Raw genomic sequence first — 15,504 nt, forward strand, 5'->3', positions numbered from 1 at the left:
CCGCCGGGCGTCTGGAGCACGGACCGTACGGGTGAGTGCGCGTCCGAGGTTGCGGAGGGGCTTCGGTGCGTGTGTCGCCGGCGGCCGTCGGCCGCTACGCACCTGCCGACCCGAAGGCCTCGGACGTCGACGAGCCGGCCACATCCATTTGCCAGGCCTGCTGCGCCTCGACCGCCCGGATGTGCCGGTAGGCGAACCACAGCGGTGGGAACGCCCCGACAGCGAAGGACAGGTCCACCACCGTCCAGAACCATGGGATCTCCCGGACCGGTCCACAGATCAGCGCCAGCGGCACGATCCCGGCGCAGGCGATCATGCCGACCTGGACCACCCACACGTTGCGCACCGGGTCGCGCAGCGGCCCCCAGAACGCCACCGCGAGCACCAGATGAGCGAACGCGAGCCAGTCCGTCCCGTACCGCATGAACGGGTACCGGTCTCCGGTCTCCACCAGCCCCACGTGGACTCGTTCGACCCAGCCGACCAACGCCGGCACCTCATCGGCGAGCGGCTCGACCGCCCGCAGCAGCCAGCGCACCTCGATCTCGAGCGGGAACGCGGTCACCCCGCTCAGGAACAGCCCCACCACCACGACCCACAGCCAGCCACGGGTCCGCCGCAGGCGCTCGTCGACATCCATCCCGGCAGGGTAGCGATGAGCTGACCACCGCATGGCCCGGGCGCGGCCCGGCCCGCATGTAACGGCTACGTGCCCCGATACTGACCCATGGATGGCCTGGGGTGGCCGGGGTTCGGGGCGGAGTCCGATGGTCCAACCGCCCGCTAGGCTCCTCGCCTCGACGTCAGAGTGCGGGAGCGTACGTGATCAAGCTGTTCAGGACCAAGAAATCTACCTGCCGCTGTCGGCCCCAGTGGCCGGCGCTGGTGACGGAGATGAACGGTCATGTCATGCCGTGCCAACCATCCGAGCATGGCAGCCCGATGACGAAGCTTCTGAAGCTGTCCGCCCGGTGCGCCGAGTGCGCCTACGCCTATGCCAAGGGCGAGGCTGAGGCGGTTCGGAAGCGTGCCGATCCGCGCTCAGCGGATCTGATGCACGATCGACGGGTCGGTGATGCGGTGGTCGTCGGCCAGCAGGAGTGCTTTGGACAGCACAACGGCCAACATGTCGTCGCCCTCGAACGGCAAGAAGCGGACTCCGGTCGGTTTCGTCGCTCGCGCTGGAACGATGCAGAGGTACTGGTCGTTCGGCGACATCAGGATGTTGCCGCTGCCCACATGGATTCGATAGGTGCGCTTCTGGCCGTTGACCACCAGGTAGTTGCCATCGAGCCTCGCCCGGTCCCTGATTTTCAGCTTGGGTAGCAGGTGTTCGATGACGTGCCGGCGGATCTGTCCGTTGGCGCTGAGGTCACCGAAGGCGACGCTCTGCCAGTAGGCGAAGTGGCGGTCCGCGCCGCGGTCGAACCAGGTCGGGTCGGTCGCGATCGAGGCAACCCCGATGAACAGGTCGACGTCGCGCATGGCCTCGGAAAAGACCACCGGCGGGACGTCGGCCAGTGGAACCGGTTCCCGGTCCCGCCCGCGGAGTCGCTGGAACCGCACCTGGTCCGTGGTGCAGTACTGGACCGTGTGGCCGTCCTCGTCGCCGGCCGGCTGGTGGAAGAACACGGCACGCAGCCCGTGGGACGGGAAGTCCCGTTTCGCTTCGCCGTCGTAGCCGCCGTCCCAGCCCCCGAGGTAGTTGGTGGCCCAGCGGCGCTGTTTCATCAGCGCGTACGTCTGCTGATAACGCAGCACGTGCGCCGCGAATCGGTTGGAGTAGATGCGGGTCTCCTCCTCGGCGGGGGTCAGCAGGTAGACCTCACGGAATGCCTGCTTGAACGGCTGGGTCAGCTCCCGGGCCAGGATGTGGGCGCGCCAGGCACGGACCTCGTCGGGGTCGGCGGTGGCGGGGTGCCAGACCCTGACCCGTGCGTGGTCGCTCGGGTCAATCACGTCGCCGTTGGCGAGCGTGAACCGGCCGTCCGCGGCGGGAAGCGCCGCCACGCTCCGGCCGGCATCGGTGACGAGCCACAGGAGCCGGTTGGCGAGGCTGCCGGTCACCGGATGATGGGCGTAGCGCTGCCGCCACGTGTCCAACGGCCACTCGCGGTCCTCGACGAGCAGGTCCTCAAGCCGGTCACGCTCACTGGCGATCAGCTTTCTCAACTCGGCGGTGTCGCGCTTGAGCGCGCGAACCAGATCCGGGTCGACGTGAGCGGGAGGTCGGACGCTCCTTCGACCATCGTGCTCCCAGACCAGAGTCACCTTCGCGGGTTCGTCGATAGCGAGGACGGCGGTCACATCACCGTGGACGATCCGGCGCTTTCCCTGCCGGTCGAGACCGGCGTCGGAGATGGTCTGTTCGGTCAGCTCCGAGCGGCTGATACCGGCGGCGGCGGCCGCCTCGTCGAGGGCGGTCGCGATCTGGGTGAGCTCTCCCCGGTCGCGGGTCGTGCGCTGCAACTGGACCAGCCCGGCGATTGCTGCGGCGTCGCCGCGCCGGCCGAGTACCGCGATGCAGGTGTTGAGCACCTTGGGTTCGGGTCCGGAGGCGTGTAGGGCCAGCACCAGCGGCGTCAGCCATGGCTCACCGCTGGCGGCCGCAGCCCACAGCAGCCCCCGGGCGAGGTCCGCATTGTTCGGACCGATCCGCTGCGGGAACTGGAACCCCCACGACTCCACTTCGGCGGGCTCGCAGGTGTGCGCCAGTTCGAGCAGCTCACGTACCAGGGCGACCACGCGAGGCCGGTCGGCCAGCAGTTCGCCGGTCCGCTTGAGCCATGTCTTGCTCGGCCGCGGACCCGCGGGAATCGTCCCCGTATGTGCCAGCAGGTTGGAGACGACGTCCACGTCCGCGGTCACCGCCGACAGCCGCTCGACGGCCACCCGGCTCCAGCCGTCCTCGACGTGGATGACACCGGTCTGGACCTTGCCAGGAGTAGACGGGGAAACGGACTCGATCAGGGCCCTCAGCCGCAGCCGCAGACGAGCCCGATCACCTGAGTCGTACCAGCCCGCGTCCACTTGCCGCAATGCCTGCTGGAAGCTGTCCACGCAATCCGTCCGTTCGGCAGGGTCGAGCTGCTCGGCCGCGGCAGCCGCAGCCTTGAGCACAGTGATGTCGGTCGGGTACGCCGCGTCAATGGTCAACGCGAAGAGGAGTTGGACGTCGCCGGCCGTCCAGGGCAGCAGACGCCGGTTCAGATCCACAAAGAGCCGGGCGCCGCCCCAGCTCCAGGCCCGGCACGCCGATGCCCGATCGACCAGGACAACATAGAGCGACAGAGCTCGTTCGTCGTCAAGCGTCGGCAGGACGTGCCGACGCAGGCGGCCTACCGCCTCGTTGTCGTCGAAGCGCACGCCCTGGATGAGGTCACGTGCCTGCTCCCGATGCCTGGACAACGGTGCCGACATCATCCGCCCACCAGCGCGACCAGCCGAACGAACTCAGTCGGCCAGACCAGGCCGCCGAACCGCTCAGTCGGCTGCGCGATAGCCATCAACACGGGCGGGAGCATAGAACCGCACACCGACATTCGAGCCACCCCGCGGCAGCAGGCCTGCCTCCGAGCCTTATGACACGGGCTAACAGCACGACGGTCGCCCGGGCCGGTGGGGCCCGCATGACCGGCGTGAGGTGCCCTGGATGGCGTGGCGCGATGAGTCGCGCGGCGTTGACAGGTCGATCCTGTTGAGGAACCCGCCGGCACGACACGGAAGGCACTGACATGGTGGTGTTCCCCGTCGTCAACGGCGTGACCGGCAGGGACCGGATCTACGACGGATGGCCGGACGTGGCGCTGCGGATGGTCGACTCGCGCACCTTCGACGGCAGGCTTCAGCTCTTGGAGTTCGTTCCCACCGTCCTGACCGGTCCCCCGGGGTCGTCGGCGACGGACTGACAACCGCACCCGTACCGTCTTCAACACCGTCGGAACCCCACCGTTCGTTCACGGCGGGAACCTCGTGCCGGCCGTGCCTTGACATAGGAGAGCATTCATGTCCATCAGACTCGACAACGTCGGCATCGCCGTCCGCGACCTGGAAGCCGCCATCGCCTTCTTCACCGATCTCGGCCTGACGGTGCTCGGACGCGCCCGGATCAGCGGCGAGTGGGCTGACACCGCCGTGGGTCTGGACGGCAACACCGCCGACATCGCCGTGCTCCAGACGCCCGACGGCAACGGTCGCATTGAGATGTTCCAGTACGTGCACCCGGACGCGATCGAGGCCGAGCCCGTCCAACCGAACACCATCGGCATGCACCGCGTCTGCTTTGCCGTGGACGACATCGACGCCGCCCTCAAGGTCGCCGCCAGGCACGGCTGTCACCCGCTCCGCGGTGTCGCCACGTACGAGGACGTCTACAAACTCACCTATCTCCGCGGTCCCGGCGGCATTCTCGTGATGTTCGCCGAGGAGCTGCAGAAGGCGGACTGACCGCGCACCCTGGGCCCGGCTGGTGTCGGGCCGGCTGGGTTGCCCGGCCGGAGACGTCCCGCAGTCCAGCGCGACAGGCAGGCCAGGCGGGCACCACGATGACGACGTGCTGAGCTACGTCCGCTATCACGGGCCGCAAGAGGATCGTTGGAACTGGGGCGGCCCGTGGCAGCGGCGGCACGCTCGCAACCAGTTGGCACCAGCCGGAAGCACCTGCCTTCTTGCTGCTCTGTCCGAAGCGCCGGTACAGCCCTCCCCACCATGGCCGCCAGCCTCAGCGGTGCAGAGCTGGCTGGCGGCGCGCTTCCGGCCTCCGCAAGCGAGCGATCTTGTGGGCAGATATCCCTACGCGGTAGCTCCGCTTGACGGGTTACACGATGTCCCGTCCGCTGGCTACCGGCTGTGCGACCTCCGGTCGGAGCCCCTCGACCGATGGCCGACCGCTAACCGACGAGGCTCTTGGCCATGATGTGCTCCCGGCGCACGCCGTCGGGCATGAGGTCGCCGGGTTCACCCGTGTCACGGAAGCCGTTCCGCTCGTAGAGGGCCCAGGCGTTCGTGTTGCCCTCCACAACGGCCAGCCGCAGCGTCCGCGCGCCCACCAGCCGGGCCCACTGCTCGACCGCCCGCACGAGGTGGTCGCCCACGCCCTGGCCGCGTCCCGCGGGTGCCACGTACATCGAGATCAGCTCCACGACCCCGTCGTGGTCGGTGGGCACCCCGCTGGCCATCCCGACGGCTTGCCCGTCGAGCATGGCCAAGATGTTGTACGAGCCGGGGATGGCCAGTCGCCCACGCCAGCGTTCTTCCCGGTCGCCGTCACCCTGCCAGTCCGCCAACTGGGCGCCGAAGGCGTACCCGGCCTCCGCCAGCGCAGCGAGCCGCAGTTCCCGCCACATCTTCCAATCGCCCTCGCCGAGCACACGGGTATTGATCATGCGGAGAGCGTTCCGCAGGCGTGGCGGGCAGGCAACCCGGTACCGGCTTCCGTGTACTTCGATGGACGCCCCAACGGGGACACCCCTTCCTCTGGACCAACGTCCAGTCTCAGGGTGTCCACATCTCAGGGGGGAAGCCCATTCGGTGTTCATCGTGACGGCCTGACGCTCAGACTGCCCGCCAATGGTTACGACGAACGGGTCCGGTACGCAGATCTACCTCTGGCGGTTTGCAGATTCGGATCGACGAAATGCCCGAGCGTGTCCGGAAGCGGCTCGGTGACTCTCTCGACGGATGATGCACCTCGGCGATCGAGGCAGGCAGGTCGAGGTAGGCCAGCAGCCGGACGATCCCGGCCAGGTGTTGCAGGTCGTGCCAGAGCACCGGAACCTCGTTCGCGTTGCTGAGGCTGGTCCGGCTCCTTCAGGACCTGTCGGTCCTGACTGCCACTGCGGCCCCGGTTCGGCGGACGAGGCGCTCCGTGCGGATGCGTTCTGCGTTGGCCCGGTCAGCGGCCGCTGACTCTCGTCCCACGATCCGTGATTTTCCCCATCACGCCGGCCCTCTGCCCAAGATCGCCATCGGTCGTCTTTCCGCAGGCAGTGCTATACGGTCAGCGGGTGAGAATCGAGCGTCACTGGTGGAACGGGGACCGGAGTCTGCGGGGGCGTCGCGACGTCTACATCCGCACCGACGGCCAGCGATGGGAAGTAGAGGCGCAGACCGGCGGCATCGCAGGCCGGTCGAAGCTACACCCCTGTCCGAGTCGGGCGTCGGCGCAGATCCTCGCCGACGCATGGCTGGGTGGTCGCCCGGAGTGGCGGGAACTGGCGCCCTGACAGTGCACGTCAGGAGCACTCCTGGCAGACCTCCCGGCCGTCGGGCTGCGCGGCGAGCTGACTGCGGTGGTGCACCAGGAAACAGCGCGCGCATCGAAACTCGTCCGGCTGCACCGGCACGACCGCCACGGTCAGTTCCTCGCCGGACAGGTCCGCGCCGGGCAACTCGAAGTTCTCGGCAGCCTCAGCCTCATCGAGGTCGACTGTCGCTGACTGCGCCGCCGCGCCGCGCGCCTTGAGTTCCTCCAAGCTGTCCTCTTCAACCTCAACGGCGGGTCGGCGCGGTGCGTCGTAATCGATGGGTTTGCTCATCGTGATGGCCTCTCCGGCTTGATTGATGAGTGTCACGACGGTGGACCGCAGGGTCATGTCGTGGCGCTCAAGACAGCGCTGAAGGGTAGCTCGCCCTTGGATGCGAGTGCGCGCCACCGTGCCAATGAGTGCGACCGGGCTGCTGTACGGGCAGCAAAAAAGGCCACCCCCGAAGCCCGGAAAGTGGCCTTTGACCTGCGTGGGCGATACTGGGATCGAACCAGTGACCTCTTCGGTGTGAACTGTCGGCGAGCGGGTCGGGTCGGGCTCGATGCGAGGTCAACCGGCCTGGTGGCGCTCGCCTCGGTCCGGTTCGGCTGGCACCCGCTGCTGTACTTCACCGCTGTACTGCTGGCATCAGACGAGGCGCTGAATGCGCACCTTCGGCTGCTCGTTCCGGAGGTGGCCCTGCTTGTGCTGGCGGACCTGCTCGTCCCAGGCATCCTGGTCGTAGTCGGGGTCCGGCGGGATCCACTTGTGGGAGCCGTCGCTGTAGTGGAACTTCTCGTCGCCAAGCCGCAGAATGCTCACCGCATCCAGCCGAGGAAACGATGGTGCAGCACCCCCGCCGGCACCCAGGTCAGGTCCTCGGAGGCGCGCACCAATTGGGCACCCAGGTAGAGAGCCAGGGATATCGGAGCGCCGTCGAACTCCGCGCGCAGCTCCCGCTGCCGGGTGCGGCAGGGCCAGGGCGCGTCGCAGCCGCCACAGCTCCAGATCGGCAGCACCGGGCCGTGCGTCGTCATGCAGGCCTCCGAGCAGCGCCGCCGTCAGGGACCGCGCCTGCCGGCTGGTCGCCCACTCCACCTGCCAGCACGGGTACGGCGTCAGCCTCGACCACCACACCCGGCAACCGGTACACAGGCCATCCGTCCCCGGCAGATGTACGACCAGGATCCGCTGCTCCGCCTCGTTGCTCATTGCTCCTCCTCGGCGGGCCAGTGCTTCCGGTTGATCGGGATGCGGTGTCGGCTACGGCAGGGCAGGTCGGCCCCGCAGCGGCAGATCCAGGTCCACTTCCGCCACGACCATGCCGGGCGGTGTCGCCGCGCCAGGGTCATCGCGACGGCGATCAGGTACTGGTCGTAGGACACTCGTCGCCACGGTGGCGTCCTGCCCCGCATCACTGCCTCCCTCCGCCGGGCAGCGCTCCACGACCGACCCCGAACCACGGGACCAGCTCTGGGACGCTCGGTAACTGCGACGCTACGATCACGACGACGGCGGTTGGACTCACCCGCAGTACGAGTGAGCAGGCCAAATGCCCTTCCGCAGCGTCGGTTTCACGGGCGGGAACATCGACCACCGGTCAACGTAGGGATGACGAATGGCAGGTCGCGGACGATCAGCACTACAGCGCGGCGAGGTGACCGGCTACCTGTTGAAGCTGATCCGGGAGTCCATCCCGCTGACGCAGGAGCAGCTCGCGGTCGACCTGGGCGTCGACCGCGCAACCGTGCAGAGCTGGGAATCCGGGCGCCGGCCATTCACCGCGGTGCCGCTCGGGCAAGTGATCGCCGTCCGGCACCGGCTCAGACGGCTCGGCGCGAACGCAGTCCTGCTCGCCGCGCTGGACGATGCCGCCGAGGCAGACTTCATCCTCGCCGCAGTCCTCGACGAACAGGTGGACCGCTGCGACATCGCCGAACAACCGCTGGGCTCGTCCGTACTCACCCACCGTCTGACCGATCTGATCCTCTGGGCCGTCCTCGGGCAGGCACCGACCTTCGCCAGAGGGCTACCCGTCGCCCACCCCCGGCGGGGTCCGGTCGCTTCCGGCCGACCCTGGCCGTTGACGAGCAACGCACGTTCTTCGCTCACCTTCACGTGCTCGCCGAACGCGCAGCCGCCGGACGGGATCCGAACGTGCTGCTGCACCGGCAAGCCTGTTTCCTCGCCGGCATGGACCCCACCAGGGCGGCGGCAGGATGGCTCGCCCAGAGCACCACCCACGCCCGCCGGGTGACCACCTTCCGCACCTGGTCACCGCTGTGGCCGGACGCTCGCTCCGTCGTCACGTCCCTCGCCAACCAGGGCGACCCGGAACCTTTGCGAGACTTCATCACCCGCGCACACCCGGATGACGCCTGCGAGCGAGCGGCCCTCAACTACTCGGCCTACTGGGTGGGCGAGATCCCGTACCGCCACCGCGACGACTCCTTCATGCCCGGAACGCTCGCTGACTGGCACGGATCGATCCTTCTTCGGCACCTGGTCCAGCGCCTCGATCCAGGGCACCTCTTCGTCGACCTCAACATCCACAACGTCTGGGCTCTACTGGCCGCACGACGCGGTCTCACCGTCGACAACCCCGCCGCGACTCGGGCACTCCTCGACCGCAGTGTCCCGCTCCTGGACAGTGACCGGATCTCCGCGCAGTCCCGGCAGGAACTAACCTCTATCGTCTACAGCCTGCGGGCGGACGGACTCACCGGCACAGGGACGGGCAGATGAGCGACGACCACGACGCCGCCGGAGCAATGAGCTTCATCTTCGAAGCCGGCGTCCTCAAACGCGCCGCCCGCACCGGCTGGTGGTTCGCCGGCGTCAAGCACCCCGAGTCCATCGCCGAACACTCCTTCCGGACCGCGCTCATCGGGATGATGCTCGCCGCCATGGAAGGAGCCGACCCGGCCCGGGTGTCGATGCTCTGCGTACTGCACGACACCCAGGAAACCCGAATCACCGACATCCCGCACATCGCCAAGCGCTACCTCACCGCCGTACCCAACACCGCTGTCACCGCCGACCAGGTCGCCGCCTGCCCACCGGCCGTCGCCGACGTCATCACCGCCGCCGTCGCCGAATACGAAGCTGGCGAAACCCTCGAAGCCACCGTCGCCCGCGACGCCGACAAGCTCGAATGCCTCGTCCAAGCCGTCGAGTACCGCCACCAGGGCGTCGACAACGTCCAGCGCTGGATCGACAGCTCACGAGCGGCACTCAAGACCGCGAGTGCCCACCGCCTCGCCGACGCCGCCCTCAGCGGACAACCCCTCGCCTGGCTCACTCCCCCGCCACCGAGTAAGCCCTAGTCACTTGGCGTTGACCTGCCGGTGGCCCGGACCTGCCAGTGCTGCGCCCAAGGCAAGGACGCCACCCGGCCGAAGCACAAGCGGCGCTGCTGCGCTGTCGGCCGCTGCTGCCGGGCCGTCCCGTCCACGCGCACGGTCAGCGACATCCGAGCCGCGCTGCGGGCCGCCCTCACCCACGCCCAGGCCGAAGACCTCATCACCAAGAACCCCGCCGTGCCGGTCACCCTCGCCACCGTCCGCCGCCGGCGGGGCAAGTCCTGGTCGAGCGACGAGGCGCGGAAGTTCCTGGAGTCCGCCAGAGCAGACGAGGACTCCCTCTACGCCGCCTACGCCCTGGTCCTCGTCACCGGATTGCGCAAGGACGAAGCGCTCGGACTCACCTGGGCAGACGTCGACCTCGACGCCGGAGAGCTGACCATCGGCCGCCAACTGCAACGCGTACGCGGACAGCTCCTCCACCGGGACACCAAGACCCAAGCGTCCGCCACTCTCCCCCTGCCCGACATCTGCCTGACCGCCCTCAAGCTCAGACAGGAACAGCGCGATGAGGCACGAGCAGCCGCCGGCAAGGCATGGCACGAAACACACCTCGTATTCACCACCCGCTATGGCACACCCATCGAGCCGCGCAACTTCCAGCGCTCCTGGCAGACGAGATGCGAGAAAAGCGGGCGTCAAGCCGATCACCGTCCACGACGCCCGCCGGACCTGCGCCACGCTCCTGGCCGACCTCGACGTCCACCCGCGAGTCGCCATGCAGGTCCTCCGGCACGCCCGCTTCTCCGTAACGATGGAGATCTACACCCAGGTCTCGTCGAAGGCCACCCGCGACGCCCTGAAGCGCCTCGGCGAATCACTCGGGCAATGACCGGGCTGCCGTACTTCGCTGCTGTACGGACAGCAAAAAGGCCACCCCCGAAGCCGGGAAGTGGCCTTTGACCTGCGTGGGCGATACTGGGATCGAACCAGTGACCTCTTCGGTGTGAACGAAGCGCTCTCCCGCTGAGCTAATCGCCCTCAGCGCCGACGACTCTACCTGATCGCCGGCACGGACCAAAAACCGGCCCTCAGTGCGTCGCGAGGTAGTGCAGGGCCCGGGCCACCACGTCGACGCCGAGGCTGTACTTGAGCGACAGCCACACGATGGTCGACACGAACACGAGGCCGACGCCGCCGAGCACGAACCGCACTCCGAGTGATTGGCGCTTCACCCACTCGGTCCAGTTGTGGACGTGCCGTCGCGTGAAGGTGAGCAGCCGTCGCGCCCAGTGGAACTCGACCGCCCAGATGCCGAGGCCGGCGATCACCAGGAGCCAGCCGGGCCCGGGCAGCGGGATCAGCGCCAGTCCGATCGTGACGACGAGCGCGCCGGCGATGGCGATGAAGATCTTGAGGGCCACCCGGCCGGTGGGGTTGGCCCGGATGAGCGCGAGGGTGGTGGACACCCGTTGCCGCCAGCGCGGCCGTTCCCGCCGGGTGGCGACCGCCGTCCCCCCGGACGGCCCACCCTTGTCCCGTGCCGGCCGACCGGGCCGGTCACGCTGCTCGTTCGGCACCCCGTACCCCCGCTTTTCGGCTGCCTTGAGCGCGACGTTCGGCGCGCCAGGCAGCGTGACCCGATCCACTGAGGATCGCTTCGTCACCATTTCCTCCCCCAGTGTGGCGCGCGCCCGTCACTGCAACCGTGGACTGGACGTTACCGGAGTAAGTCGACGTCTGAACCACCCGTTGCCGGGCGGCACCGCGGACTGGGTAGAAGCGGAAATCCTACAGGAATATTCACATTCTCGAGGACGTTCCGATCACCTTCCCACCACTGGGTGAAGTCAGCGTATGGCGGAGCGTAGCTAGGAGCAGCACCTGAGTATGGGAAAAGCGGGACACGCGCGTTCCGCAGCGGTGCCGGGGGGAGAACGTCCATGAGTGTCATCCGACCGACGACCGTAGAGGTCGAGACGTCGCTAAGGCTCGTCGCACCTGACGCCACGGCCTTGCCGGTGCGTGCCAGTCTGCGTTACGACCCTGCTGACCCGTATGCCGTCCATGTCCTGTTCCATGCGGAATCGGCGGGCGGCGAGGCGGTCAGTTGGTCGTTCGCCCGGGAACTGCTGGTGACCGGCCTCGACGAGCCGGCCGGCATCGGCGATGTGCGGGTCTGGCCGTGGGCCACCCCGCGCGGGGACTTCGTCGCTCTGGCGCTGTCGTCCCCGGACGGCAACGCCCTGTTCGAGGTGCCGCGGAGCGTCCTGGTGCGCTTCCTGCGGCGGACCTACGTCGTCGTACCGCGCGGCCGTGAGGCCGAGCACCTGGACGTCGACACGGCGGTGAACCGGCTGCTCGCCGGCCGCTGAAAAACCGGAAAAACCGGCCACATCGGGGCCGCGCGGATCTGCCGAGTCCGCGCGGCTCCGGCTTGCCTGGACGTACGCGGACAGCCTCCCGCCCGGGGCCAGGCGGGCCTGCTCCGTGCGCGCAGCCGGCCGCTGCGGCGACGGGGCCCTCAGCCGTGCGTGGTGATGCCGCCGTCGACCGGGATGACCGCGCCGGTGAGGTAGGCACCGGCGCGCGAGGACAGGTAGATGGCGGTGCCGGCCATGTCCTCCGGACGGCCGATCCGACCCAGCGGCACCTGCTTCTCGATCGCGGCTCGGGACGCCGGGTCGTCGAGCGCGAACGCCATCATCCTGCTCTCGAACGGGCCGGGCGCGATCGCGTTCACCGTGACGTGCTCACCAGCGAGCTGGTGGGCGAGGCTGCGGGTCAGCATGTGCACGGCCGCCTTCGTGGCGGAGTACGCGTACACCTCCATCCAGGGCACCCGGATGCCGTCGATCGAGCCGATGTTGATCACCCGGGCGGGGTCGTCGGCGGTGGCGGCGGCGCGCAGCGCCGGCAGCAGCGCGGTGGTGAGCCGGAAGACGGCCTTCACGTTGACCGCCCACAACTTGTCGAACGCGGTCTCCGGGTACGCCTCCAGCGGCGCCCCCCAGGTGGCGCCCGCGTTGTTGACCAGCACGTCCAGCCGGTCGTAGCGCTCCCGCACGGCGGCGGCGAGCGCCTCGGCGCCGGTGTCGGTGCCCAGGTCGGCGGGGATCGCCTCGCAGTGCCCCTGCGTCGACAGTTCCTTGGCGACCGTCTCGCACACGTCCGCCTTGCGCGAGGAGATGACCACGCGTGCGCCGGCCTGGACGAACCCTTGGGCGATCATCAGTCCGATCCCCCGGGAGCCGCCGGTGACCAGGACCGTCTTTCCCTCGACCGAGAACAGATCCGCCATGCCCATCCTCTCGCGATACGCCCCTACCGCCCGGTAACGTAACCGCCCCCACCGGCCCCGACAACCCCAGCCGTCCCACCGCGCCGCCCACCCACACCCCGAAACGTGGCCGCACTTTCGGGAAGGGACGCCCATCGGGCGGCCGGAGGCCGCTCTTCACCCGACCGTGCGCCCAGCACAATGGGCGGGCGCGGGCATCGGCGGGCGCGGCGGATACGCGCTCGGAGATGCGATGATCGTCGCCCCGGGCTACCGTCGCAGGTGATGGTTTCTCCTGGTCAGCCCTCCCCCGTTCCGTTCTCCGCGCCTCCTGAGATCGAGACGCTCACCCTGGGTGACCTGGTGGCCGATCCGGCGTGGCGGCGTCCGCTCCTGCTGGACCGGGACCTGCTGGTGCTGGTCACCGGTGGGCACGGCCGCACTGAGCTGGACTTCCAGGCCCTGCCGTGCCGGCCGGGCACACTGCTGCGGGCCCGGGCCGGCCAGGTGCTCCGGTGCGCGCTTCCCGAACTGGACGCGACCGTGGTGCGCTGGCGGCCGGAGGCACTGCGGGGTTTGGATGTCGACCCCGATGCCGTCCCGGCCTGGCTCCAACTGGCCGGTGAGGACGAGGACGCCATCATCACCGAGGTCAGCCAGCTCGCGGTGGACTGCGAGCGGCACCGGGGCGTGGCCGCCGCGGCGGGCCTGCTCCGCCACCAACTGGCCGTGCTGCTGCTCCGCCTGGCCCTGCTGCCGGACGCCGTCCGGCCCGCACCACGTGCCGAAATGATCACCTTCGAGCGACTCTGCCGGGAGGTCGAGCGCGGCTACCAGCACACCCGCCGGGTGGAGGACTACGCCGCCCACCTGGGCTGCTCGGTCCGGACCCTGACCCGGGCGTGTCTCGCGGTCACCGGGCGCAGCGCCAAGCAGGTGGTCGACGACCGGGTCGCCCTCCAGGCCCGACGGCTGCTCGCCGCGACCGACGAGCCGGTGGCGCGGATCGGCCGCCGCCTCGGCTTCTCCGAGCCGACCAACTTCGGGCGGTTCTTCACCCGCGAGGTCGGGATGAGCCCGGGCGCCTTCCGCGCCGCCCGCGGGCAGCCCGAGCCCGGCCGGCCCGAGCCCGAGCCCGGCCGGGCCCACGAGCCGCCGGACCCACCCGCCGATCCCGGCCGGGAGACCGGGGCGGCCGGGCGCGTCGTCCGCCCACGCCCACCTGCCGACACCGCGGGAGACCGGCGCCCGGCATGATGGCCTGGTGCAGATCTCAGCGCGCGGTGACTATGCGGTGCGGGCGGCGTTGAGCCTCGCCACCGCGTACCCCCGGTTGCTCTCCACCCAGGCCATCGCGGCGGAGCAGGACCTGCCCCGCAAGTTCCTGGAGGCGGTCCTGGCCGACCTGCGACGGGCCGGCGTCGTCCGCGCGCAGCGAGGCGCCGAGGGCGGCTACACCCTGGCCCGGCCGCCGCGGGAGGTGACGGTCGGCGCGGTCCTGCGGGCCGTGGAGGGCCCGCTCGCCGGGGTGCGCGGCCTCCGTCCGGAGGAGACGCGGTACGAGGGCGCGGCGGAGAACCTGCCCGGCCTCTGGGTGGCCGTCCGGGCGGCCGTGCGGCGGGTGGTCGACGAGGTGAGCCTCGCCGAGATCGTCAGCGGCCGGCTCCCCGCGCACGTGCGCAGACTGACGGCCCCGCCCGACGCCTGGGAGCCCCGCTGATGCCCACCCCCGTGCTGCACACCGACCGTCTCCTGCTGGAGCCGTACCGTCCGGACGACGCCGAGGACTTCGTCACCCTCTTCACCGACCCGGAGGTGGGCCGGTTCATGGGCGACGGCCCGCTCGACGCCGAGGAGGCGGGCGCGCTGTTCGGCCGCGTGTTCAGCAAGGTCTACGCGAACGACCTGTTCGACGTGTGGGCCGTCCGCCGTGGCGGCAGCTACATCGGGCACGCCGAGATCAAGCGCACCGACCAGGTCGACGGCCACGAGATCGTGTACGCCCTCGCCCAGCCGGCCTGGGGCGGCGGCCTCGGCACGGAGCTGGCTCGGGCCCTGGTGCGGTACGGCTTCGACACGCTCGCCCTGCCGGTGGTGTACGCGACGGTCGCCGACGCCAACCACGCCAGCCTGGCCCTGCTGGGGAAGATCGGCTTCAGCCACGAGCGCGACATCACGGAGGCCGACGGCACTGCCACCCGCGTCCTGGCCGTCACGCCGGCCGGCTGATCCCGGGCCGGCGAGGCCCGCCCACCGGTCGGTGGACCGCCTCCTGCATGGACAGCGACGGGAGGCGCTGATGCCGGCGGCCGGGCCGTCCACGGTGGAGCAGCAGCCGGGTTTCGCGGAAAGACCGTCCGGGCATGTTCAGGTTCGACACGGCAGGGAAGGGATACCGAAGGGAGCCCCGCAATGGGTCTCATGTTCCGCAAGCGCAAGAAGTACGGCCCGATCATTCTGAACTTCACCGAGAACGGCTTCTCCTCCTGGAGCATCAAGATCGGCCGCTGGTCGTGGAACTCCCGGGCGCGGGCGCACCGCGTCGACCTGCCCGGCCCGCTGTCCTGGAAGCAGGACAAGTCCCGCACCTGACGGCTGCGGCACGACGAAGGGACCCTGCCCGCCGCTGCGGAAGGGTCCCTTCGCCGTGTCCCGGCACCGGCGGCGGCGCGAGGCG

The 15,504-nt window shown here is 69.6% G+C and carries 19 protein-coding genes, 1 tRNA gene and 2 pseudogenes; 11 read left to right on the forward strand and 11 right to left on the reverse strand.

The window, feature by feature from the left end:
• Positions 1-94 precede the first annotated feature (94 nt).
• Both AB0873_RS17600 and AB0873_RS17605 read right to left on the reverse strand, forming a co-directional pair.
• On the reverse strand, positions 95-640 hold the full coding sequence (locus AB0873_RS17600) for a hypothetical protein (protein WP_366600765.1): 546 nt from the start codon (positions 638-640) through the stop codon (positions 95-97).
• Positions 641-1,041: 401 nt separating this feature from the next.
• On the reverse strand, positions 1,042-3,366 hold the full coding sequence (locus tag AB0873_RS17605) for a DUF4132 domain-containing protein (RefSeq protein ID WP_366600766.1): 2,325 nt from the start codon (positions 3,364-3,366) through the stop codon (positions 1,042-1,044).
• Positions 3,367-3,734: 368 nt separating this feature from the next.
• Between AB0873_RS17605 and AB0873_RS17610 the strand changes: the two genes are divergently transcribed.
• On the forward strand, positions 3,735-3,908 hold the full coding sequence (locus tag AB0873_RS17610; protein ID WP_366600767.1) for a hypothetical protein: 174 nt from the start codon (positions 3,735-3,737) through the stop codon (positions 3,906-3,908).
• Between the two features lie 97 nt (positions 3,909-4,005).
• The gene (locus tag AB0873_RS17615) at positions 4,006-4,446 is read left to right on the forward strand and encodes a VOC family protein (protein ID WP_366600768.1); all 441 of its coding nucleotides are present in this window, start codon (positions 4,006-4,008) and stop codon (positions 4,444-4,446) included.
• Between the two features lie 443 nt (positions 4,447-4,889).
• On the opposite strand, the gene AB0873_RS17620 is transcribed toward AB0873_RS17615, so the two are convergent.
• Positions 4,890-5,384, reverse strand: a complete 495-nt coding sequence (locus AB0873_RS17620; protein ID WP_366600769.1) for a GNAT family N-acetyltransferase — start codon at positions 5,382-5,384, stop codon at positions 4,890-4,892.
• 169 nt (positions 5,385-5,553) lie between these two features.
• The gene (locus AB0873_RS17625) at positions 5,554-5,769 is read right to left on the reverse strand and encodes a hypothetical protein (RefSeq protein WP_366600770.1); all 216 of its coding nucleotides are present in this window, start codon (positions 5,767-5,769) and stop codon (positions 5,554-5,556) included.
• A 236-nt stretch (positions 5,770-6,005) separates the two neighbouring features.
• Between AB0873_RS17625 and AB0873_RS17630 the strand changes: the two genes are divergently transcribed.
• Positions 6,006-6,224, forward strand: a complete 219-nt coding sequence (locus AB0873_RS17630) for a hypothetical protein (protein ID WP_366600771.1) — start codon at positions 6,006-6,008, stop codon at positions 6,222-6,224.
• A 9-nt stretch (positions 6,225-6,233) separates the two neighbouring features.
• Here AB0873_RS17630 and AB0873_RS17635 read toward each other — a convergent pair whose 3' ends face one another.
• The 4 genes from AB0873_RS17635 to AB0873_RS17650 all read right to left on the reverse strand — a co-directional run bounded on the left by AB0873_RS17635 (position 6,234) and on the right by AB0873_RS17650 (position 7,630).
• The gene (locus AB0873_RS17635; RefSeq protein ID WP_366600814.1) at positions 6,234-6,536 is read right to left on the reverse strand and encodes a DUF4193 domain-containing protein; all 303 of its coding nucleotides are present in this window, start codon (positions 6,534-6,536) and stop codon (positions 6,234-6,236) included.
• A gap of 357 nt (positions 6,537-6,893) precedes the next feature.
• Complete coding sequence (locus AB0873_RS17640; RefSeq protein ID WP_366600772.1) at positions 6,894-7,067, reverse strand: hypothetical protein; 174 nt, start codon at positions 7,065-7,067, stop codon at positions 6,894-6,896.
• A complete protein-coding gene (locus tag AB0873_RS17645) occupies positions 7,064-7,282 on the reverse strand; it encodes a hypothetical protein (RefSeq protein ID WP_366600773.1) in 219 nt (72 codons plus the stop codon). The genes AB0873_RS17640 and AB0873_RS17645 overlap by 4 nt, the downstream gene beginning before the upstream one ends.
• 171 nt (positions 7,283-7,453) lie before the next feature.
• Positions 7,454-7,630 (reverse strand): hypothetical protein, encoded by a 177-nt coding sequence (locus AB0873_RS17650; RefSeq protein WP_366600774.1) that lies wholly within the window; start codon positions 7,628-7,630, stop codon positions 7,454-7,456.
• A 233-nt stretch (positions 7,631-7,863) separates the two neighbouring features.
• On the opposite strand from AB0873_RS17650, the pseudogene AB0873_RS17655 reads away from it, so the two are divergent.
• The 3 genes and pseudogenes from AB0873_RS17655 (at position 7,864) to AB0873_RS17665 (ending at position 10,439) form a co-directional block, all read left to right on the forward strand.
• Positions 7,864-8,990 (forward strand): annotated as a pseudogene (locus AB0873_RS17655) (helix-turn-helix transcriptional regulator).
• Positions 8,987-9,571, forward strand: a complete 585-nt coding sequence (locus AB0873_RS17660; RefSeq protein ID WP_155333138.1) for an HD domain-containing protein — start codon at positions 8,987-8,989, stop codon at positions 9,569-9,571. Before AB0873_RS17655 ends, AB0873_RS17660 begins: the two are co-directional and overlap by 4 nt.
• A gap of 213 nt (positions 9,572-9,784) precedes the next feature.
• Positions 9,785-10,439 (forward strand): annotated as a pseudogene (locus tag AB0873_RS17665) (site-specific integrase).
• Positions 10,440-10,516: 77 nt separating this feature from the next.
• Here the strand turns inward: AB0873_RS17665 and AB0873_RS17670 are convergent.
• Positions 10,517-10,588 (reverse strand) — tRNA-Val (locus AB0873_RS17670).
• 50 nt (positions 10,589-10,638) lie between these two features.
• Positions 10,639-11,196 (reverse strand): TIGR02611 family protein, encoded by a 558-nt coding sequence (locus AB0873_RS17675; RefSeq protein WP_366600815.1) that lies wholly within the window; start codon positions 11,194-11,196, stop codon positions 10,639-10,641.
• A 294-nt stretch (positions 11,197-11,490) separates the two neighbouring features.
• Between AB0873_RS17675 and AB0873_RS17680 the strand changes: the two genes are divergently transcribed.
• Complete coding sequence (locus AB0873_RS17680) at positions 11,491-11,922, forward strand: SsgA family sporulation/cell division regulator (protein ID WP_007457244.1); 432 nt, start codon at positions 11,491-11,493, stop codon at positions 11,920-11,922.
• A gap of 149 nt (positions 11,923-12,071) precedes the next feature.
• Here AB0873_RS17680 and AB0873_RS17685 read toward each other — a convergent pair whose 3' ends face one another.
• Entirely contained in the window at positions 12,072-12,848 is a 777-nt protein-coding gene (locus AB0873_RS17685) for an SDR family oxidoreductase (RefSeq protein WP_366600775.1), read from the reverse strand.
• Between the two features lie 264 nt (positions 12,849-13,112).
• Here AB0873_RS17685 and AB0873_RS17690 point away from each other — a divergent pair, with 264 nt between their 5' ends.
• From AB0873_RS17690 to AB0873_RS17705, 4 genes are all read left to right on the forward strand, one after another.
• Positions 13,113-14,084, forward strand: coding sequence for an AraC family transcriptional regulator (locus AB0873_RS17690; protein ID WP_366600776.1), 972 nt, complete (start codon positions 13,113-13,115; stop codon positions 14,082-14,084).
• A 7-nt stretch (positions 14,085-14,091) separates the two neighbouring features.
• Positions 14,092-14,547 carry an Rrf2 family transcriptional regulator gene (locus tag AB0873_RS17695; protein ID WP_366600777.1) on the forward strand — a complete coding sequence of 152 codons (456 nt, stop codon included), beginning with the start codon at positions 14,092-14,094 and terminating at the stop codon, positions 14,545-14,547.
• Entirely contained in the window at positions 14,547-15,056 is a 510-nt protein-coding gene (locus tag AB0873_RS17700) for a GNAT family N-acetyltransferase (RefSeq protein ID WP_366600778.1), read from the forward strand. Before AB0873_RS17695 ends, AB0873_RS17700 begins: the two co-directional genes overlap by 1 nt.
• 183 nt (positions 15,057-15,239) lie before the next feature.
• Entirely contained in the window at positions 15,240-15,419 is a 180-nt protein-coding gene (locus AB0873_RS17705) for a DUF4236 domain-containing protein (protein WP_155333237.1), read from the forward strand.
• Positions 15,420-15,504: the final 85 nt, after the last annotated feature.

Origin of the sequence: Micromonospora sp. NPDC047707 (assembly GCF_040704235.1) — a bacterium.
In the GTDB taxonomy this organism is placed as follows: Bacteria; Actinomycetota; Actinomycetes; order Mycobacteriales; family Micromonosporaceae; genus Micromonospora.